General features: G+C 38.3%; 20 protein-coding genes. 4 read left to right on the forward strand and 16 right to left on the reverse strand.

Annotation, left to right across the window (positions count from 1 at the left end):
- Positions 1 to 59: 59 nt before the first annotated feature.
- The 6 genes from H6607_03005 to H6607_03030 all read right to left on the reverse strand — a co-directional run bounded on the left by H6607_03005 (position 60) and on the right by H6607_03030 (position 5,564).
- Complete coding sequence (locus H6607_03005) at positions 60 to 1,220, reverse strand: hypothetical protein (GenBank protein ID MCB9261334.1); 1,161 nt, start codon at positions 1,218 to 1,220, stop codon at positions 60 to 62.
- A 340-nt stretch (positions 1,221 to 1,560) separates the two neighbouring features.
- Positions 1,561 to 2,175, reverse strand: a complete 615-nt coding sequence (locus tag H6607_03010; protein MCB9261335.1) for a hypothetical protein — start codon at positions 2,173 to 2,175, stop codon at positions 1,561 to 1,563.
- Positions 2,176 to 2,340: 165 nt separating this feature from the next.
- Positions 2,341 to 2,808: a hypothetical protein gene (locus H6607_03015; protein ID MCB9261336.1), complete on the reverse strand. Its 468-nt coding sequence runs from the start codon at positions 2,806 to 2,808 to the stop codon at positions 2,341 to 2,343.
- A gap of 303 nt (positions 2,809 to 3,111) precedes the next feature.
- Positions 3,112 to 3,615 carry a hypothetical protein gene (locus H6607_03020; protein MCB9261337.1) on the reverse strand — a complete coding sequence of 168 codons (504 nt, stop codon included), beginning with the start codon at positions 3,613 to 3,615 and terminating at the stop codon, positions 3,112 to 3,114.
- 209 nt (positions 3,616 to 3,824) lie between these two features.
- Positions 3,825 to 4,904 carry a hypothetical protein gene (locus H6607_03025; GenBank protein ID MCB9261338.1) on the reverse strand — a complete coding sequence of 360 codons (1,080 nt, stop codon included), beginning with the start codon at positions 4,902 to 4,904 and terminating at the stop codon, positions 3,825 to 3,827.
- Positions 4,905 to 5,078: 174 nt separating this feature from the next.
- Positions 5,079 to 5,564, reverse strand: a complete 486-nt coding sequence (locus H6607_03030; protein MCB9261339.1) for a hypothetical protein — start codon at positions 5,562 to 5,564, stop codon at positions 5,079 to 5,081.
- Positions 5,565 to 5,862: 298 nt separating this feature from the next.
- On the opposite strand from H6607_03030, the gene H6607_03035 reads away from it, so the two are divergent.
- Together H6607_03035 and dnaJ are read left to right on the forward strand one after the other, a co-directional pair.
- Positions 5,863 to 6,402 carry a nucleotide exchange factor GrpE gene (locus tag H6607_03035; GenBank protein MCB9261340.1) on the forward strand — a complete coding sequence of 180 codons (540 nt, stop codon included), beginning with the start codon at positions 5,863 to 5,865 and terminating at the stop codon, positions 6,400 to 6,402.
- A 7-nt stretch (positions 6,403 to 6,409) separates the two neighbouring features.
- Positions 6,410 to 7,531, forward strand: a complete 1,122-nt coding sequence (dnaJ, locus tag H6607_03040) for a molecular chaperone DnaJ (GenBank protein ID MCB9261341.1) — start codon at positions 6,410 to 6,412, stop codon at positions 7,529 to 7,531.
- A 5-nt stretch (positions 7,532 to 7,536) separates the two neighbouring features.
- Here dnaJ and H6607_03045 read toward each other — a convergent pair whose 3' ends face one another.
- From H6607_03045 to bamD, 4 genes are read right to left on the reverse strand one after another with little or no spacing between them, the layout of a single operon-like run.
- The gene (locus H6607_03045) at positions 7,537 to 8,451 is read right to left on the reverse strand and encodes a DUF4835 family protein (GenBank protein ID MCB9261342.1); all 915 of its coding nucleotides are present in this window, start codon (positions 8,449 to 8,451) and stop codon (positions 7,537 to 7,539) included.
- Complete coding sequence (coaBC, locus tag H6607_03050) at positions 8,451 to 9,653, reverse strand: bifunctional phosphopantothenoylcysteine decarboxylase/phosphopantothenate--cysteine ligase CoaBC (protein MCB9261343.1); 1,203 nt, start codon at positions 9,651 to 9,653, stop codon at positions 8,451 to 8,453. Before coaBC ends, H6607_03045 begins: the two co-directional genes overlap by 1 nt.
- Positions 9,640 to 9,966 carry a DNA-directed RNA polymerase subunit omega gene (locus tag H6607_03055; protein MCB9261344.1) on the reverse strand — a complete coding sequence of 109 codons (327 nt, stop codon included), beginning with the start codon at positions 9,964 to 9,966 and terminating at the stop codon, positions 9,640 to 9,642. Before H6607_03055 ends, coaBC begins: the two co-directional genes overlap by 14 nt.
- A 17-nt stretch (positions 9,967 to 9,983) precedes the next feature.
- Positions 9,984 to 10,790 (reverse strand): outer membrane protein assembly factor BamD, encoded by an 807-nt coding sequence (gene bamD, locus H6607_03060; protein MCB9261345.1) that lies wholly within the window; start codon positions 10,788 to 10,790, stop codon positions 9,984 to 9,986.
- 195 nt (positions 10,791 to 10,985) lie between these two features.
- On the opposite strand from bamD, the gene H6607_03065 reads away from it, so the two are divergent.
- Complete coding sequence (locus tag H6607_03065) at positions 10,986 to 12,233, forward strand: aminotransferase class I/II-fold pyridoxal phosphate-dependent enzyme (protein ID MCB9261346.1); 1,248 nt, start codon at positions 10,986 to 10,988, stop codon at positions 12,231 to 12,233.
- Between the two features lie 213 nt (positions 12,234 to 12,446).
- A complete protein-coding gene (locus H6607_03070) occupies positions 12,447 to 13,322 on the forward strand; it encodes a helix-hairpin-helix domain-containing protein (GenBank protein ID MCB9261347.1) in 876 nt (291 codons plus the stop codon).
- Here H6607_03070 and H6607_03075 read toward each other — a convergent pair.
- The 6 genes from H6607_03075 to H6607_03100 all read right to left on the reverse strand — a co-directional run bounded on the left by H6607_03075 (position 13,307) and on the right by H6607_03100 (position 19,046).
- Positions 13,307 to 14,083: a DUF2520 domain-containing protein gene (locus H6607_03075; GenBank protein MCB9261348.1), complete on the reverse strand. Its 777-nt coding sequence runs from the start codon at positions 14,081 to 14,083 to the stop codon at positions 13,307 to 13,309. The genes H6607_03070 and H6607_03075 overlap by 16 nt on opposite strands.
- Positions 14,080 to 16,728 carry a cytochrome c biogenesis protein CcsA gene (ccsA, locus tag H6607_03080; protein ID MCB9261349.1) on the reverse strand — a complete coding sequence of 883 codons (2,649 nt, stop codon included), beginning with the start codon at positions 16,726 to 16,728 and terminating at the stop codon, positions 14,080 to 14,082. Before ccsA (H6607_03080) ends, H6607_03075 begins: the two co-directional genes overlap by 4 nt.
- A gap of 9 nt (positions 16,729 to 16,737) precedes the next feature.
- The gene (locus tag H6607_03085) at positions 16,738 to 17,124 is read right to left on the reverse strand and encodes a cytochrome c maturation protein CcmE (GenBank protein MCB9261350.1); all 387 of its coding nucleotides are present in this window, start codon (positions 17,122 to 17,124) and stop codon (positions 16,738 to 16,740) included.
- A complete protein-coding gene (locus H6607_03090; GenBank protein ID MCB9261351.1) occupies positions 17,114 to 17,317 on the reverse strand; it encodes a CcmD family protein in 204 nt (67 codons plus the stop codon). Before H6607_03090 ends, H6607_03085 begins: the two co-directional genes overlap by 11 nt.
- Positions 17,310 to 18,377, reverse strand: coding sequence for a cytochrome c biogenesis protein CcsA (ccsA, locus tag H6607_03095; GenBank protein ID MCB9261352.1), 1,068 nt, complete (start codon positions 18,375 to 18,377; stop codon positions 17,310 to 17,312). The genes H6607_03090 and ccsA (H6607_03095) overlap by 8 nt, the downstream gene beginning before the upstream one ends.
- A 108-nt stretch (positions 18,378 to 18,485) precedes the next feature.
- Positions 18,486 to 19,046, reverse strand: coding sequence for an SPOR domain-containing protein (locus tag H6607_03100; GenBank protein ID MCB9261353.1), 561 nt, complete (start codon positions 19,044 to 19,046; stop codon positions 18,486 to 18,488).
- Positions 19,047 to 19,164: the final 118 nt, after the last annotated feature.

Here is a 19,164-nt window from a genome sequence, read left to right on the forward strand (position 1 = left end):
TTAGCTAATGAGGTGTACACTCCTCATTTATGGGGAGTTCCGCCTACTCGATTATGGGCTTACAATTCAATTTTCCAAAGACCATTTTTGCCTCCGACAATTACGCTTCCCTTAGGATCGATTGCAAGGTAAAAAGCACTTTCAATGCCAGCAAATAAGTCCTTTGACCTAAAAGTATAATATTCCCCATTACTTGTCCGAATACCGAAGTCTGGATAACCCATCCAACTTGTTGTATACCAAATATTAGATTTTTCATCAATAACTATAGAATTTGGTAATGGAATTACCGTTCCACAGTCTGGTTTTAATTTTTCATTGAAAGATTCAGATTGAATATCCAACCCTAATCCAATAAATGATTTACTAAACCCAGGGTTTTGACCATAATGTGTACTATTATATAGATTAATACAAGGGATATTTATAACAGAATTTTTTTCGAAAACACTTCCAAATTGCTGAATACTGTCAAATGTGAAAGTTTTCCACTCATTATTTTTAATTCTAAGTAATTCAGCTTGTGAGGCTGCATTTATTCCATTACCTTTAGTTGCATAGAATCTGACCCAAACGGAGTTATCACTGGTTATAGTTATTCCATCAAGTCTTTTACCTACTGGTAGTCCATTATTTTCTGTGAATGTTAAAACATCGGAAGCTGAAATTAAACTCAATCCATTTTCCTCCCAGTTGGATCCAGGCTGAGGCTGGGTCGTATGACCTACCCAAACATTGTCAGATTGGTCAACTGCAACATATTTCGTATGGTTATTTAGGAGACCTTCATTTTTTGAAAAGAGTTGCATTGAATTCCAGTCATATCTGCACAAACCCTTGGGAGTAGCCATCCATAATCGTCCTTTGCTGTCTTCATCAACTCCTGTAATAGTGTCTGAAGGTAATCCATCTTCTTTGCCAATATGTAACCATTTTTGTTGGGCAAAATCGAAATAATCTGCACCTTTATTCGTTCCAACCAGAATTGCCCCTGATACCTTGGAAACTGACAGATGATTAATTCGCCCGTTTGCTAAATTATGGGTTAAGTTTTCTTTTTTTTCAAAAATAGAGAAGTCGTTAAAGTTTTTACTATTCCAGCAGCTATCCCAAGTAAATTCGGACACGACAACTAGAGGTTTAGATGGTTCCTCTTTTTCTTTACAAGATAATGCCAAAATAGAAAAAGAGATAACTAAGAATGTAATTGTTTTATTCATATTTCTGTTTTTAGTTCTGACTAACGCAAAATTATGTTTCTGATTACCAAGCAATCACAAAGTATCATTTTTTACCTCTTTTTCAGAGGTTTTTTCGACTTCGTTGGCCTCCAAAATTAATAAAGAAAATTCAGAAATGAGAAATTGAATTAGACTCATTTCGGAATTTTTATTTTTGGATTGCCCATAACGGTGAGTGTACGCGTAGTTTGCACGTTTAGGGCTACACCGTGTGTGTGTGCCGCCAATGGCAAACACCCTCCAGAAAGGAGAGTGATAACCAATAGTTATGTTGGATTAGCTAATGAGGTGTACACTCCTCATTTATGGGGAGAGTCGCCTACTCGTTTGTGTGTAGTTTTTGTTCTTTATATACTTTCGTTATTTCGCTTTTTAATTCATTGTACCTTTTAGGTTCGGTCAGTTTTTTCAGTGAATTAATTGTGATTGAGCTCTGACTTCTTTCATAGTTGTCAAGTCGATATGTTGGTAGAACATAAAAATCCCATTGCTCCATTTTTAAAGGGTCAATTGTTTTTTGGTCTTTGTGTTTTAAATGACAGAACACATAAAGGTCAGCGTGTCTTTTGGGTTCTCCACGTTGCATATTTGTTTCTGCATCCCAATATCTTGCAGGTTTAATTGAAAATGAAATAGTCGAAAAGTTCTTTTGATTCCAACTTTGAATATAAGCGGCAGATTTGACTTCTATTTTTATTCCGTCGATAGTTGTCAAGTCATATGCATCCCATTCATCTCTTAAATTTTCAGGATTTAGTCCAACTGCTGTCCCGACGATAAACTCTGCAAATCTTCCGCGAGTTGCATTGCTCAAAATGTCAGAAACGCTCCAACGCCAAAAGTCCAATAGGTTAAAATTTGTTTCCTTACCATTGTCGGTAAGGGTTTCATTTCCGTTTTTGGGGCTTGCTTTTATTTCTTTGAGTTCGTTCATTTCTAATTACACACGACGGTTCGTATATGGTGTCGTAGCATCCCGCAGGGTGCTATGTATTATATACCATGTGTGTGCCGCAAATGGCAAACACTCTCCAAATTTAGCTGAAAGGAGGGTGATAACCAATAGTTATATCGGATTAGTTGATGAGGTGCACACTCCTCATTCGTGGCGAGAGCCGCCTAATGGATTGTGTGTATTATCTGTTAAAATTCTGTTTTTTGGAATCAGCTGATGCATTACGAGTAAAAATAATACACCTTTAGTAAAACCATTTGGAATAAACTTTACAAACGAGTCGTAAATATCAAATTGAAATCCTAATCCAGCTCCTATTATTAAAGAAATTATTATGGAAGAAATTAAGCAAACAATGCCATAAATGCTACCAAATATTAAAGCTTTTGATAGCGATATTCCGAGATTATCTTTTGAAATATTCCTTACTAACAAATGGGTTACGAAAGCGGTAATTATTAAAAATAAAAACTCTAAAACCATCTCATAGATGAAAAAATAGATATTGAATATTCTAGTCATTTCAAATTCGGTAAATATTAATTTTCTAATCAAATCTATTCCAATTGAGATTAATCCAAAAAACAATATTGCTCTAAAAACCTTTGTCATTCTTTACAGTTTATCTTAGTGTTATGCATACGCTGCGATTACGCATAACGGTATAGGGTAAGAAACGTAGGGCATTTCGAAGCAATTTCCTGTTCACCGAAACGGAACTTGCTAAGAGCCCAAAACTTGCGGAAACCACTGCCCGCCCTATGTTTTATACCCATTGTGCGTGCCGCCAATGGTAAACGCCCTCCAAATTTAGTTGAAAGGAAAGTGATAACCAATAGTTATGTTGGAATAGCTAAATAGGTACACTCTCCTCATTTATGGGGAGAGCCGCCTACTCGATTAGGAGCATCATAATTATGAAATCCAAATCATTTCATTGCTTACAACTCGCCATTTTCCGAGGCGTTTTTTTAATTCAACAACATTTCCAGACGAGCTTAAGTTACCTTCGTAATATCCACAATAAACACTGGCTTTGTTTCCAGACACAATTACTTTTGAAATATTGAATGAAAGAAAATCAATTTCACTTTTTTCTTCGTCTGTCATATTATTGAACATTGAAATGTCCTTTACTTTGGGAGAATTCCTTTTTAGCTTATCCAATACAAATGGTAAGGATTGATTGAGAGAATCGTCTAAACTTAGAAAATAGTAGGTGGCTTTTTCTTTGGTTGCAGATGCGTTTTCTTTAAATAATGCTTTGAATGCAGCAACTTCAATTTTAACCAATGTCGTCTTTGGGATATTGTTATTCTGCAAACCCTCTTTTATATTTCCTGTCTTTTGGCTGAATACTGTGCCAGAAAGAAGTAAGAGAAGTGTCGGAAACACAAGGACTTTGAGTATTAAATTCATTTGATTGCCATTTAAATTATTTCTGTCGCATTCTAGAAAGTCAAATTCTATCTGGTGTTGGTGTAATTGCTCCTAACGTATTCGTGTATGAGTAGTGGCGGATTTTAACCCACTAAACTATCAGATAACATCGACCTTTGATTTATAATTTTATGTTTCTATTAAGCACCAAACCCGCTATTGCAAATGTGCTGTTAGCGGTAGTTTTTCTATTCTGTAAGTTCATAAACAGATATTGTTTTGTTGTCTGCCGTTAAGAAACAACCTGTCCCAACGCTGTATTCGTTTACTTTCAAAATTTCGTCTTTAAAAGCGATTTGTCCATCCGATGAAATTACCGAAAAGCCACCTTCGTCAGAAACTGTGATGAACGAATTCATTGCTCTATTGAAATACATTTTCGAACTAAGGATATTTTTGTCAACAATCTGAATTTTCTTACCTATCTCAACATTGTCCCCGCTGATTTTGAGAAAATGAATTTCACAAGGAGAGTCTGCTGTTGAATTTTCATCTCCTTCGGTAAATGGATTATACGCAATAGCAATAGTATCATTGTCAATCCAACATGTCGCTCTGTTTTCATGTTCCCAACCACCTATTCTCAAATCTGATATTCTATTACTTGTGATAAAATTTTCAATATCATAGACATTATAGCAATCGTATGAACCCCAAGCCCAACCTGCACTCAAAAATTTCTTCTGATTAGGCGAAATAAAAAGTTTGCCAAAAAAATAGTCGTATGGTCTCGGCCAAGGTAATTTGTTGTCCTCAGAATGTTTTTTATAAAAATCAATGTGTCTTTCTTCCGCCCCTTCTTCAATCAAGGATTTTGAAGCAGTCAGGATTTGTCTGGTGTCAAGATTCATGATTTGAATATGATTCCATGCTTCACCAAAAATTAAATGGGGCACTCTTTCTTGATTTTTATAAAGTACTATTGGATAAGTTGAAATGTCAGCGTGATAGTCTTCTCTCCACAAGTGCAAGGCATGATACTTGTTGGGATAATGAACAAAACCATGTCTTTTGAAGTCATTAACTACAACTACAATTTCGTCCATTGTGTAAATTGAAGTCTTTGCTGTTAAGTCAAAACCTCCGTCTGAATATCCAAAATTGCTTTTTACTGAAAATAAATGCTTTCCCTTTTTGTCGTCCAAATTAAACCGAATGACATTACCAGAACTCATCAACATAACAACTTCATTTGACTTTGATAAAGTCGCAGTCATAATAGTTTCGTCAGTGTCAAAAGTGATGTCGTAAATTTTATTTGTTTTCATTCTAATCGTCTATTCGCTTGGTAGCTTTAAAATTACCGCTAACGGTTAGTATATGAAAAGTAGGCGATTTAGAAGCTCTAATTTTTCGGTTAAACACAAATTTTAATGCGAGCCATAACCTATGAATTTATCGCTGTTTCGCCTATTTTTTATATACAGTGTTGTAGTGCGTTTTTATTCATTATTAGTTGTCGTAAACACTTGATAGAAGTATGACAGGTTATCAGGCTCTCCATTTGCAAATCGTTTAAAAGCTTTGGCAATCGGGTCGCAAACAGTTCCGTTTGGTAGTTTAATTACAATTGGCATCATATTTACTCCTTCTGGAAGGTTCGCGTCTTCTTGCTTAATCCACCGTCCATTTGCATTCTCAATCATTACTTGTCCAGAATAGCAACCAGCAACAAAAATTGTCTCAGCAAAATCGTCAACGTTCCATTCTTTACTAAAGTTGTCCAGAAATTGGTCAACAAAATTCAGCGAGTCAACTGAATAATCTAACTCAATTCCTTCGTTTTCTTTAACAGCTCCACTAAAAAACTCACTCAACCCTTTTCCATTTTCAGGGTTTGGTTCTAATTGTAAGTTTAGTCCGCGGTTTGGAAAGACTTGTTTTGGCTTTTCTTCTTTCTTTCCGAAAAGGTTTTTAAATATGCTCATCTGTTTTTTTTAATGCCCTATAACATCCGTATATGCCCAATACAATGTTCCTATTACGCATATTTCCATTATCTACGAAACCAAAACAGGGTTTGAAATTTAATGTATCCGTTTTCATTTTTTTTGGCTTCGTTCCATTCAGTCAAATATAGAAACTTTTTTTAGAAATTATCCAAAATGCCAATAGCACCTTGCGGTTTGTAACAAGGCCAAAGAAAAATGCCATTCTGTCACCATTTTAGGTTAAAAAGTGGTTGGCAAAGTAGTTGATATTGCCCAAACATTAATTCATAATCGGATGAAGAAAAACAAAAAGAAGGAGCAAGAAGAAGTGATGGATAATCAAACGGAAGATACGCAATCGCAAGCCGATGAAACCTCAGCCGAAAAAGCTGAGGTAAACTGGCAAGAAAAAGCGGCCGAGCTAAACGACAAATATTTAAGATTGTATTCGGAGTTTGACAATTTCAGACGTAGAACTGCCAAAGAACGCATAGATTTGATAAAATCTGCCTCCAAAGAAATATTGGAAGATTTGCTGCCCGTGGTGGACGATTTTGACCGAACCATTGACTCGCTTACAAAAACCGCCGATTTGAATGCGTTTGGCGAAGGGGTAAAACTGGTTCAACACAAATTTTTGGGTGTGCTTCAAAAGCAAGGTTTGCAACATTTTGAGGCCACCGGTGAGGCTTTTGATGCCGAGCTACATGAGGCCATAACAAAAATTCCGGCACCTACAGAAGATTTAAAAGGCAAGGTAGTGGACGTGATAGAAAAAGGCTATATGCTTAATGATAAGGTGTTGCGATACGCCAAAGTAGTGGTTGGCGAATAATACAAACATGGCAAAAAGAGATTATTACGAAATTTTAGGTGTTTCTAAATCGGCAACCGATGCCGAGTTGAAAAAGGCTTACCGCAAGTTGGCCATCCAATATCACCCGGATAAAAACCCCGACAACAAAGAGGCGGAGGAGAAGTTTAAAGAAGCAGCCGAGGCCTACGAGGTGTTGAGCAATGCCGACAAGCGAGCCAGATACGACCGTTTTGGCCATCAAGGTGTGGGCGGTGCTGCCGGAGGCGGTTTTGGTGGCGGCATGAGCATGGACGATATTTTTAACCAATTTGGCGACATATTTGGCAGTGGTGGCAGCCCGTTTGAAAGTTTCTTTGGCGGTGGCCGAGGTGGCAGAACCCGACAAGCCGTTGGCAGCAACATCCGCATAAAACTAAAACTCAATCTGGAAGAAATTACAAACGGCGTTGAAAAGAAAATTAAATACACCAAAAAAGTAGTTGCCCCGGGTGTAAAATTCGATACGTGCAAAACCTGCGGTGGCAGAGGGCAGGTAACTCAGGTTACCAATACGTTTTTGGGACAGATGCAAACCGCGTCAACATGTCCTGCCTGTGGTGGTGGTGGTAAAACCATCATTTCTCGCCCGTCGGGTGCCGACCATCATGGGTTAATCAGCGAAGATGTGACAACCACTTTAAACATTCCGGGTGGGGTAGAAGATGGAATGCAGCTTTCGGTGAGCGGAAAAGGAAATGAAATTGGTGGAGGCATTCCGGGTGATTTGATTGTGCTTATTGAGGAGCAACACCACGAAAGTTTAAGACGAGAAGGAAACAACATTGTTTACAATCTGTATATCAGTTTTCCAACGGCAGCACTGGGTGGCGATGTAGAAGTGCCAACAGTAGATGGCCGTGTGCGAATAAAAATTGAGCCAGGTACACACGCCGGAAAAATTCTTCGATTAAAAAATAAGGGGGTTAAAGACATCAATGGCTACGGTCGTGGCGATCAGCTGATTCAGGTAAATGTATGGACACCTGAAAAACTCTCGAACGAAGAGAAAAATATCTTAAAACAATTGGATAATTCGGCCAATTTTAAACCCAATCCATCAAAAGGGGAAAAAGGTTTTTTTGATAGAATGAAGGAATACTTTAGGTAATTTTTTTAGTTCTTAGCTCTTAAAATGCCCTCTTCGTATTTGCCTCGATTGGCAGGATCCATTTTGGCTAACATTTCTACCACTTTGTTTTTTATGGTGGGGCTGGCCTGACTAAAAACCTGAATCATTTCGTCCATTTTGGCATCAAAAAAGATTTTTAAGAAAAAGGCATTTGGCAACGCATCAAAAACAAGTTTTAGTTCCTTTACACTTTCATACACCTCATTTCTTCCTTTTTCTATGTCTGTGCTCATCACATCCAAGCCTTTAATATGGTATCTGTAAAGGGCAGAACGCAAGGGCTTAAAGCGGGGGTCAAGCAGATTGTCTATCAAAAAGTGCCGATTACGGCTGCCATTGCCACTATTAGAAGCCCAGCCAGCATTTGCATCGGCAATGTTTGCCACATTTTTTATGTTTAACGCTTTGTTAAAATAGGGGTCTCCGGCATTTAGCTGGTAGCTGTCAAAATCAAGCCCAACAATAATGTAGGCATAAAAAGCCAAAATGCTGCTTAGGTTTCCCGAATAGGTATTTTCTTGAAATTCGATGGTTTGAAATTGGGTATATTTAAAAGCCACACCGCGGTCGAGGTAGGTAAAAACTTTGGTATTGTAGGTGGAATTAAAAACCGTGCGGCTACTCTGAATATTGATATTTGCCATAAACTGGTCAGAGCTTATCGCTGTAACTTCAAAAACCACATTGCAATCTATTTTTTCGTTGGCGGCCACCTCTCCATTTACCCATTTTTTGTTGTTCATAAATTGGGTAATGGAATTTTTTAAATCGGCCGTAATTTGGTCGCTGGCCTGTTGCCCAGATCGGTCTATTACCTCCACCACGCAGTTCAAATCCTGAGCAAAAAGGGTTTGAAACCCCAAACAGAAAATAGTTATGAATAAGAGTTGTTTTTTCATTAAATACAGGTTCTTGCAAGTTCATTTACAATGTCCTTTGCAACTTCTTTCTTACTTTTCAAATCAAAATTACAAATTTCGCCTGATTTGTGTATGATGGTAATGATGTTAGTATCTTTTGCAAATCCGGCACCCTCGTTTTTGAGCGAATTTAGGACAATAAAATCGAGGTTTTTCTTTTTGAGTTTATTTTGTGCATATTCTATTTCGTTGTTGGTTTCTAAAGCAAACCCCACTAAAAACTGATTTTCTTTTTTCATTTTCCCCAATTCATTGAGCGTATCGGGTGTTTTAACGAGTGATAGCTGCAGGTTATTGGCCGTTTTTTTAATCTTTATGTCAGATTTATTTTCTGGAGTAAAATCGGCAATGGCTGCCGTCAAGATGGCTCCGTTGCAATGGGTGTATGCTTTTGTGCATGCCTCAAACATTTCAATAGCAGTTTCTATTTGAGTCAGATGAATATTTTGTTCAAAATCAAATGTGTGAGAAGTGGGCCCCAAAACCAATTCAACTTCGGCTCCTCTCAAGGCTAATTCGTTGGCTATGGCCAGACCCATTTTTCCGGTGCTGCGGTTGCCTATAAATCGAACGGGGTCTATGGGTTCGTGTGTTGGCCCGGCATTGACTAAAATTTTTTTGCCGATTAAATCTTGGTTTTTGGAAAGATTTTTAATTAAAAATTCTACAATATGATCAGGTTCGGCCATTCGGCCAAGACCAATAAGTCCGCTGGCCAATTCACCTTTTTCATAAGGTATAATTTTTACACCATCGGCTTTTAAAAGGTCAAAATTTCGCATTAAACTTGGATGCTCGGCCATATCCAAATCCATGGCAGGAGATATAAAAACGGGAGATTTCGATGAAAAATAGGTGGCCAACAAAAGATTGTCGCAAATGCCATTGGCCATTTTGGCAATGGTATTGCTGGTGGCAGGTGCAATGAGCATAAAATCTGCCCACAAGGCCAGTTCTACATGGTTTTCCCATTCTCCGGTTTCGTGGTTCTGCAAAGAGGTGTAAACCTTATGTTTGGTAAGGGTAGATAGGGTAAGGGGTCCGATGAAAGATTTGGCCGAGTCGGTCATTACAACCCGCACCTCTGCACCGGCTTTTACCAAATTTCTAATTAAATAAGCGGCTTTGTATGCGGCTATGCCGCCGCATACTCCCACTAAAATTTTTTTATTGTTTAGCATCTTTGCTTGGGTTTCTGAAATAAACCTGTCCGTTCAGGAATTCTTCAGTTGCAAGCAAAGTAGGCTTTGGAAGTGATTCGTAATACTTTGAAATTTCAATTTGCTCGCGGTTTTCAAAAATTTCTTCTAAATTGTCTGTGTCGCTTGCAAATTCTTCCAGCTTTGCGTTTAACTCTTCTTTTACTTTTCCTGATAATTGATTTGCTCTTTTAGAAATGATGGCCACTGCCTCATAAAGGTTGCCAGTGTCTTTGTCTAATTCTCTTGTGTCTCGAGAAATAGTGGTGTTGGGAGCTGTTATATTTTTAATCATTTTGAAAAAAACTTATTCTATTGCTGTTCTGATATTTTTTTTAGTTCTTCAATGGCCAATTTAGATTTCTCCATAAGGTCTTTCACTTTTGGCGTGTATTTGTTTTCTTGTGTTGCCTCTAAAAAATCTTTGGCCGCCACAATGGTGGTTTCATAACGTTCTTCTTGCACGCTTTTTACACTCTGTTTGGCATATCTGTATGCCGACTCTACTTTGTAGTAATGAGCTTTTTCAATTTCCGGTAGGTCGGGGTAGTTTATAATGGCATTTTTAAAAGCGGTGTATGCCGCCAAATAATTCTCCATATTGAAGTAAAGCATGGCTGAGTTGAATGCTTTTTCATGCAATCTCGACCGCAATTCATCGATCAGTTTGTTGCCACTTTCAACAGAGTCGTTGGTGGGGTATCTGTTTATAAAAATTTGAATGGCCTCTATCGCCTGGGTGGTATTGGTTTGATCTAATTCGCTGGCTAAGGCTTGATGATATTGACATCTTGCCGACATGAATGCCGCCTGAGTGGCATATTTGCTGTTTGGGTAGCTTGTAGTAAAGTTAGTAAACAGGTGCTGAGCCATATAAAATTCTTGCATTGCAAACTTTGAATAGGCAAATAGGTAGTAAACCTCTTCGGCTTGTTCTCCCCTAAAATTTCCAATTAAGTTTTCGAGCAAAATAGAAGCTCTGTTGTAGTCTTTCTTTTTATAGTATTTTCTGGCGGCTTCCAGTTTTTGCTCGTTCGTGCCTTTATTCAATATTTTATTGTATTCGCACCCGCTTGATACAAGCAGAACCACAGACAGTATGAATAAGACTCTTCGCATTTTAAAAGTTTGCAAAATTAAGGTTTTAAAACAGTAAGAACAATGGTTTTAACGATATGCAGTAGGTTATGTTACAGCCACTTGCAATTTTTGTTAGAAAACATGACAAAATACTTTGCCCGAAAGCCTCATTTTTTTGAAGCTCGGAATAATAATATTGCCAAATTCTTACCTTTGCCCAAAATTTATTGGTTAATGGATATTTTTGAAAAACTGACATCAAACATGGGCCCGTTGGCTCTGCATGCCGAAGCCGCCAAAGGTTATTACACATTTCCGAAATTGGAAGGAGAAATTGCTCCACGAATGATTTTTAAAGGAAAAGAAAGACTTACCTGGAGTTTGAACAATTACCTTGGTTTGGCAAACCATCCGGAAGTTAGAAAAGCGGATGCGGATGCAGCCGCCGAGTATGGATTAGCCTATCCGATGGGAGCCAGAATGATGTCTGGAAATAGCAATAATCATGAATTGCTTGAGCAAAAACTCAGCGAATTTGTGATGAAAGAAGATACCATGTTGCTCAATTTTGGCTATCAAGGAGTGCTTTCTATCATCGATGCTTTGGTGGACAGACATGATGTGATTGTGTATGATGCCGAGTCTCATGCATGTATTATTGACGGGGTTCGATTGCACCAAGGCAAACGATTTGTCTATGCCCACAACGACATGGAAAATCTTGAAAAACAACTTGGCCGTGCTGCCAGATTGACCGAAGAATCGGGTGGCGGAATATTGGTAATTACCGAAGGTGTTTTTGGAATGTCCGGAAATCAAGGCGACTTGAAAGGTGTTGTAGAATTAAAGAAAAAATTCAACTTCCGACTTTTTGTTGACGATGCCCACGGATTTGGTACACAAGGCGAAACGGGTGCCGGAACAGGCGAAGGACAAGGTGTTCAGGATCAGGTAGATTTATATTTCTCCACTTTTGCAAAATCAATGGCCAGCATTGGTGCATTTGTGAGTGGAAATAAAAAAATAATCGACTATTTGAGATACAACACTCGTTCACAAATTTTTGCAAAATCGCTTCCAATGCCACTGGTTATTGGTGCTTTAAAAAGATTGGAGTTGCTAAAAACCCGACCAGAAATAAAAGCCAACCTTTGGACAATTGTGAATGCCTTGCAAAACGGGTTGCGAGAGCAAGGCTTTAATATCGGAACGACAAAATCATGTGTAACTCCGGTAATATTAAATGGTTCAGTTGATGAGGCATTGCATTTAATTCACGATTTGAGAGAAAACTACAATATTTTCTGTTCTATTGTTGTGTATCCGGTTGTTCCAAAAGGCATTATTATGTTGCGTTTGATTCCGACAGCGGCACATACACTGGAAGATGTAAAAGAAACAATTGCTGCTTTTAGTGCCATAAAGGATAAATTGGGAAGAGGAGAGTATCAAAAATCAGAAGTTGCTGATTTAGCATTGTAATTTTATTGAAAATTTAAAATACAAACCCTGCAATTGCTGATTGCAGGGTTTTTTGTTTTTGGTTGTGTGAACACGCCTGTAGGAACACGCCTCGAGGCGTGTTCACACAGGCGTGTCCCTACAAGGCGTGTTCCCACCAATACAAAAAATGTATCAACCTATGCTAAAATTCCTAAATTTCATATACCTTTGGTTTGGTTAATTTTCTAAAGTATGCTCAAACAATTCCTTGAATATTCCCCCTCCACCCAACGCGGCATTCTTGTTTTGTTTATTCTTCTTTTGGGGGCGATTATTTGGCGGGCGTGGCCAGTAAAATGGCGGAGTATAGATGTTCAATTTACGTATCTCACAGCCATAGATGCCAAGAAAACCGACTATTCCCAAAGAGCTGAAAACGAAATTTCTACAGGAGATTCAAAACAGGAATGGAATCTACACACATTTGACATTAACTACACAAAAGCCATAGATTTTAGAGAAATGGGTTTTTCAAAAGAATTCATTTCACGCTGGTTTTCGAAAAAAGGAGAAATTGGATTTGTCAAAAGTTATGAGCAATTGGTTAATTCAAAGATATGTACATCGGAAGAATTGGATGCAATGAGGCCGTTTTTGGATTTTAGCCGGTATGAAAAACGCAACGGTTTTGCACCAGTCAGCGAACAACAAAATGAACCGCCAAAACTGCAAAATCTGAAAATAAATATTAATACGGCATCCATTGATGAGTTGAAAAAACTCAAAGGAATAGGGGATGGGTTTGCAAACAGAATTGCAAAATATAGAGACAAACTGGGTGGATATCATTCAGTTGGCCAATTGCATGAAGTATATGGCCTGCCCGATTCTGTCTATCAAAACTTGTTGAACAATGTGGTTTGTGATGGAACAATTCAGACAATCAATCTAAATATTATTGGTTCTGCCGAATTATCAAATCATCCGTATGTAAGCCAAAAACTTGCCGAGAGAATAGTCAATTACCGCACACAGCATGGCAAATTCAATTCAAAGGAAGAACTGTTGAAAGTGTATGGAATTGATAAAGTTTGGTTGGATAAAATGAGTCCTTACCTCACGCTATAATTACTTATTCGATTTGTCAAGAAATCATACAATTCCAGTAATGGAGCATTGTTGGCAATAAGTTGTCGGTGTTTTTCCAAGGTAATTTTATCACCCCGAAGAGCAGGGCCGGTTTGAGCATCTTGTGGCGACAGCTCCAATACTTTTTTTGCGGTTTCAACAATGATGGGTTTCAAAACATTGAAGTCTAAGTTGTTTTCGCTCAAAAAAGTTTCCGCTTCAAAAAACAATCTGTTCACAAAATTATTGACCAAAACTGCCGAAAAATGATACTGCAACCTCTCGTGCGAGTTGGCATAAAACACTTTGTTGGAAATAGAATCACCCAATTTTCGCAAAAAATCCAATTTATTCGGGTCGTTGCACTCAATCATAATGGGTACTTCAAACATATTTACAGCCCTGTTTTTGGAGAATGTTTGCAATGGATAAAAGATGCCATAATTTTCGGAACAACCCTTTAAAACCTCAATAGATTGAGAGCCGCATGTATGAACAACGGTGCAACGGTTGTATGGAATTTGCCTAACCACCTCGGCCAAATTTCCATCAGAAACGGCAATAATGCAGATGTCGGCTTCCGGCAAAAGATTGGTAATAAGTGTATCGGAATCTGCACCTACTTTGGCTGCCAATTTTTGGGCATTTTCTTTGGTTCGGCTAATTATTTGAATGATAGAATGCCCCGCCCCATCAAGTGCCGGAGCCAAATGCCAAGCTACATTTCCGGAACCTATAAAAGCAATTTTTAATGCATTCATCGTGTGTTTTCTTTGCGTCGGCGGCTAAACGAAAGGCCAAACCCAACCAACATAACAATGGTGCCAAGCCATACTAAATTGATGTATGGGAAAACAATGGCACGCATCAAAACATATCGTTGAGGTTTTACCCATGTTTGAAAACGGTGTACCATATTTCCGTTGTCATCTTCGCCGGGAGTATATTCAAATTTTACCCCTGCAAATTCGGCAAAGCTCGGTATTGGGTCACCTTTTCCGGTGGAGGAAATAACGAATGTGGGAGTGGCTATCACGGTGCTATCCATTTTGGTAACAGCCAACCGAGCAACGTATAATTCAAATCCTTTTAACGTTTTCAAACTTTCTACCGTATCGGCCAATACCTTTTTTACATCAATCAGTTTTACCATAGATTGGTTGGAAAATATGGTATCGCCTTGCTGCAAGAAATATACAGAGTCTTCCAAAAATTCATTTTCATCAAAATCTGGAACTTGAATAAGATAGGTAAAAACATCGCGGGTCAAATAGTGCTTTGTGTCGGGGTTTGACGAAGCAATGCTTCCGTTTCTAAACTGAACATTTGGTTTTAGGCTAAATGATTTTTTGCGAAGCGTGTCGTAATAGTCAATGCGATAATAGTGGTCAGGTTCTATGGCCGTATCTTTGGCGTAGGTTACCAAATATTCCTGCATTTGGTGTGGTTGATTTTGAAAAAGGGCAATGGTTTCGCGGGTTTCTTGCTTGTTCATTTTATCTCCGTAGGTGTAGATTTGATTTTCGGAGATGACATTCTTTTTGGATGAGCTAACCAAAATACCCATCAACATCAATCCAAAACCAACGTGTGCCACCGAACTGCCTGATAGTTTCCATTTCCAACGAAGTGCTTTGGCCATAAAAATAATGTTGCCCACAATGGCAAAAGTGGCCGAGAAAAGGAAGATTAGATATGAGATATAATTCTTTAAATCAAACTCTTGTTTGTTGTAATGTAAATGAAAAATGAAAATAAAAATGGCCGTTACAAACAGCGAAATGGCAAACGTATAACCAGACCATTTTCCAAAATTTTTGCCGGTTGTTTTTTTATAAGTTAAAAACTGAACCAAGCCCGATAAAACGGCCATTATAATGGCAAACCAAATCTGAAAATTGTTAAAGTGGCTAATAATATCCAGCGGAGCATTAACGGTGCCTGCACCCATTTTTTCAAAAGTTTGCACGCCGGTAAGGTTGGCCAGCCATTTGAAAAATCCTCCAAATTGAGCGGTTATTTTATTAAAAACCGGAATGCTGGTGGTAAATAAAATTTGAACGGCAGAAAGAAACAAAATCAATGAACCGATAAACATCCAAAACTCTCGGCTGTAGCTGCTTTCGTCGTGTGGAGAATGTGGCAAATTTTTAGAAAAATTTCGGGCAAACAATACACCGGAAGTTATTAAGAATACAAGATTTATTCCGGTAAAAAATTTGCCTGCCAAAATATTTAGAACCAATAAAGCAATTATTGTGGAGCCATAAATGATTTTTTCTTTTGATTTTTTGAATGAAAATAAAACAGGTAAAACCAAAAATAGAAGCACAAACACCAACAATTGTTGGGTTAGTCCCAAATCGGTAAAAGAGTGTACAGAGGAGTCGCCCAAAATGCCACTTCTTGTCAAAAAGGATGCGTAAAGCACCAAAATAAAAGCCCCCATAATCAGCACGTACGCCAAACCCAAAGAGTTTCCGGTGCTGCGGTTTATTACCATTACGTGCAGCCCGGCAATAAGCACAAGCCATGGAATTAATGAGGCATTTTCCACCGGATCCCAAGCCCAATATCCACCAAAAGTCAAACTTTCGTATGCCCAAAATGCACCCATTATAATGCCTGCACCCAACACCAATCCCGAGAAAGAGGCCCACGGAAGTGCGGGCTTAACCCATTGTTTGTATTGTTTTGTCCATAATCCTGCAATGGCAAAAGCAAATGGCACCACGGTGCTGGCAAAACCTAAAAACAATGTGGGAGGGTGGATAACCATCCAATAGTTTTGCAGCAATGGGTTTAGGCTATTTCCGTCGGTAATTAAATGTAAATAATCAGCTTTGGCCAATCCAAACTGGTCAAGTTCGGGCATATAAATTACATCTGGATTTACTTCGCGAAGCAACTGAAACGGGCTGCTGCCAAACATAAAATCATTCAAAACAGGTATTTCGATACCCAAAAGCATAGATGCTAAAACGGCTTGGCAGAGCATAATAACAGCCATTACAGGGCTTCGCCATTCCGATTTTTTAAAAGTAAGAGCGGCTCCCAATATGGCAGTCCAAAATAACCAAAGTAAAAAACTTCCTTCCTGACCGCTCCAAAAACTACTTATCATATACCGCAATGGCAGATTGTTGCTCGAGTGCTGCCATGCGTAGTTGTATTCGTACAGATGGTTGTATATAATGTAAAATAGAGTACCCAAAATACCCACAACACTTATAAGGTGAAGGCCAAAAATGCCCTTTGCCAGAGCCACATCTTCCTTTTTTTTGTAATGAGTGTGCCAAGCAAACGCCATGGCTGCCAATAAAGCACTGATAAAGGAAATGATTACGAAACTTCTTCCAAGATGGCCAATCCAAAGGTTTTCGTTGTTAAAAACAATAGTTTCCATCCGGTAATTTTATATCTCAGTAAGCTCTTTTTCGTATTTGCTCGGACATTTCATTTGCATTCCGGTGGCAATAAACTCGTTGTTTTCGTCAAAATGTCCGGTTAGTTTCAATTCTTCCGATCGCTCGAAGCCTTGCGGTTTTTCTTTCAAACATGTTACTTTTCTTACCTCGCCGTTTTGGTCTTTAGCAAAAAAAGTAAATTTTTCTGGGTCAATCTTGGCATTATATTCAATGGGTTGGTCTTTTACCAAAGTTGTTTTTACCGGAAAACTTTTGTTCGGGTGTTTTGATGCTTCTTTAAAAGAAACCACTTCGCTCGATTCTTTATAAGTCAGCAAAAAGGCCGAAAGCCCAATGGCGATAATTATCAATATAACGATTTGTTTATTTTTCATTTTCTTCTCGTTTTGAAACTTTTCTATCCAACATAAAAAGGTAAACAATCAAAAACAGAAAAATGATTGATAAAACAGCGACTACCACGAAATATTTTCCATTGCTGAAAAAAACATCCTGACTTTGAGCAAATGTTTGAGTAGAGCTAATCAAAAGCAAAAACAAGCCAAAGGCCTTAACATATCTATTCATTGACGTATTTATCAAGTTGAAACTCTTTTTTGTGCTTTAGCCAATCCACCCGGGCGGTGAGTTGACCAATCCAAGCAGCCACCAAAACCCAGCCTAATGATATTGGGTAAAACACTTTTCTCAAATTGTTGTCTAAATCATAGTCAGAAAAACCCGAATTGCCACCTGCATTGGGATGCAAAGAATCATCCGCCATAAATTTGGGCAAAAGCTGAATGAGTACAATAAACATAGGGAAGGCAAAAACGTTGTAAACCGCACTAATTCTGCCTGTTTTGTCGTCATCATCTATTGAACTACGCAACACCTGATAGGCAACATAAAGCAAAACACCTACTGCTGCACCTTTCAGTTTGGGGTCGTTTGGCCAGGGTTCTCCCCACGTAAAATTGGCCCAAAACATTCCTGTAGAAACGCCCATAAGGCCAAATAGCAAAGCTGTTTTTGCAAATCCGTTTGCCCAAATATCATCTTTCGCATTTCCTGTTTTTAGGTGTTTTATACTAAAAATAAAGGATACGAGAGCCAGCACCATCATGGCAAACCACATGGGTACGTGAAAGTTTAGATTTCTGATGGTTTCAAACAGAACTATTCGGTATGGAAAGCTAAAATATTGCTGCGAAAGGTGTTGTGGAGCATTGCCGCAGGCCACAACCGAGTCGGCAAAACGTGGATTTTCCGGAAATTGTAATTGCAGAATATCGTTGGCCAAAAATAAACCATCGGTTTCATTTTCGATAAAAACCGACGAGGCAAGCATATTGCCGGAAAGATTAAGGGCAATGGTATCAAACGAAACGGATAGGTGATTTTGGTCGATTATTTTTATGGAACTTGGGCAAATGGGCTTGCCCTGAACTTTGAGCCAAACCTGGGTGTTTCCTGAATTAAAATGCGTGTTGTAACCCTCAATGTTGAGGTTAAATTCTTGATTGCCTGTAACTTTTGTGGGAGAAATTTGGGCAATACCAGGACCCACTTTTGTGGATGTGCCAATAAAAATGCCGTATAGCAATAAAACCGCACCCAACCATTTCCACCAATTTTTTTTGAGCATTGTCATTGAGCGGCAAAAATAGGTTTTAAACAGCACTAAAACACTTTGTAGGCGGGTGTTTGCCCAACAAAAATTAAGAAAGCGTCAATTACAAACTTGAGTAGAGTTTTATTTTACCTTTTCGGCATCAAAACCTACCTCACGTGTGCCATCAATATATTGAGAAATAAAGGCATCATCGATGCCTATTTTGGTTATTTCGGCTCTAAATTTTCGGGCATCATTAAGGTTGGCAAAAAAGCCAATAACATAGCGTTTTCCACCATCTTGGTTTTCGGCTCGGATGGTTCTAATACGCTTGTTAAACTCCTCTGTATTAAGCTCTTTAAAAAAACCAATTTGCACAGCATAAACAGTACCTTTCGGAATTTCGGTGCCACCTAAACTGTTGTATCTCTTTTGAAGTTCCTCCAACGAATCGCGAAGCATAGCAATGGTTTTTTCTGCCGCATTCAGTTCTTGCTGCAGGCTTGCAATGGTTTCATCACGTGTATCCACAGCTTCCTTTTGCTTTGTTTTCATTTTTTGGTAGGAAGCGGGGTCTTTTTTGTACTCTTTAATTTCTTTTTTTAATTTCTTTTTTTCAGATTTTGAAAGGTTTTGAGCCATTACTGCATTGCATGTAAACAGTAAAACAATTAGAGCTAAAGTTGTTTTTAACTTATTCATTTTTAAAAATATAAAAAGTTTTTTTCTTAGTAATGCTACAATAGTAAAGGTCGATTTTGTTAACAAAAAAAGAACTTACAAACGATTTGATTTTAGCATCTATTTTTTTAAACATTCA

It is taken from the genome of Flavobacteriales bacterium (assembly GCA_020635395.1).
In the GTDB taxonomy this organism is placed as follows: domain Bacteria; phylum Bacteroidota; class Bacteroidia; order NS11-12g; family UBA9320; genus UBA987.

Bases quoted from the DNA above. Each gene is read 5' to 3' on its own strand.
- bamD (MCB9261345.1), bottom strand. From the start codon at position 10,790: ATGCGAAGAGTCTTATTCATACTGTCTGTGGTTCTGCTTGTATCAAGC.
- H6607_03045 (MCB9261342.1), bottom strand. From the start codon at position 8,451: ATGAAAAAACAACTCTTATTCATAACTATTTTCTGTTTGGGGTTTCAA.
- H6607_03075 (MCB9261348.1), bottom strand. From the start codon at position 14,083: ATGAATGCATTAAAAATTGCTTTTATAGGTTCCGGAAATGTAGCTTGG.
- H6607_03070 (MCB9261347.1), top strand. From the start codon at position 12,447: ATGCTCAAACAATTCCTTGAATATTCCCCCTCCACCCAACGCGGCATT.
- H6607_03065 (MCB9261346.1), top strand. From the start codon at position 10,986: ATGGATATTTTTGAAAAACTGACATCAAACATGGGCCCGTTGGCTCTG.
- H6607_03085 (MCB9261350.1), bottom strand. From the start codon at position 17,124: ATGAAAAATAAACAAATCGTTATATTGATAATTATCGCCATTGGGCTT.
- coaBC (MCB9261343.1), bottom strand. From the start codon at position 9,653: ATGCTAAACAATAAAAAAATTTTAGTGGGAGTATGCGGCGGCATAGCC.
- H6607_03010 (MCB9261335.1), bottom strand. From the start codon at position 2,175: ATGAACGAACTCAAAGAAATAAAAGCAAGCCCCAAAAACGGAAATGAA.
- H6607_03020 (MCB9261337.1), bottom strand. From the start codon at position 3,615: ATGAATTTAATACTCAAAGTCCTTGTGTTTCCGACACTTCTCTTACTT.
- H6607_03015 (MCB9261336.1), bottom strand. From the start codon at position 2,808: ATGACAAAGGTTTTTAGAGCAATATTGTTTTTTGGATTAATCTCAATT.
- dnaJ (MCB9261341.1), top strand. From the start codon at position 6,410: ATGGCAAAAAGAGATTATTACGAAATTTTAGGTGTTTCTAAATCGGCA.
- H6607_03090 (MCB9261351.1), bottom strand. From the start codon at position 17,317: ATGAATAGATATGTTAAGGCCTTTGGCTTGTTTTTGCTTTTGATTAGC.
- ccsA (MCB9261349.1), bottom strand. From the start codon at position 16,728: ATGGAAACTATTGTTTTTAACAACGAAAACCTTTGGATTGGCCATCTT.
- ccsA (MCB9261352.1), bottom strand. From the start codon at position 18,377: ATGCTCAAAAAAAATTGGTGGAAATGGTTGGGTGCGGTTTTATTGCTA.
- H6607_03005 (MCB9261334.1), bottom strand. From the start codon at position 1,220: ATGAATAAAACAATTACATTCTTAGTTATCTCTTTTTCTATTTTGGCA.
- H6607_03030 (MCB9261339.1), bottom strand. From the start codon at position 5,564: ATGAGCATATTTAAAAACCTTTTCGGAAAGAAAGAAGAAAAGCCAAAA.
- H6607_03055 (MCB9261344.1), bottom strand. From the start codon at position 9,966: ATGATTAAAAATATAACAGCTCCCAACACCACTATTTCTCGAGACACA.
- H6607_03100 (MCB9261353.1), bottom strand. From the start codon at position 19,046: ATGAATAAGTTAAAAACAACTTTAGCTCTAATTGTTTTACTGTTTACA.
- H6607_03035 (MCB9261340.1), top strand. From the start codon at position 5,863: ATGAAGAAAAACAAAAAGAAGGAGCAAGAAGAAGTGATGGATAATCAA.
- H6607_03025 (MCB9261338.1), bottom strand. From the start codon at position 4,904: ATGAAAACAAATAAAATTTACGACATCACTTTTGACACTGACGAAACT.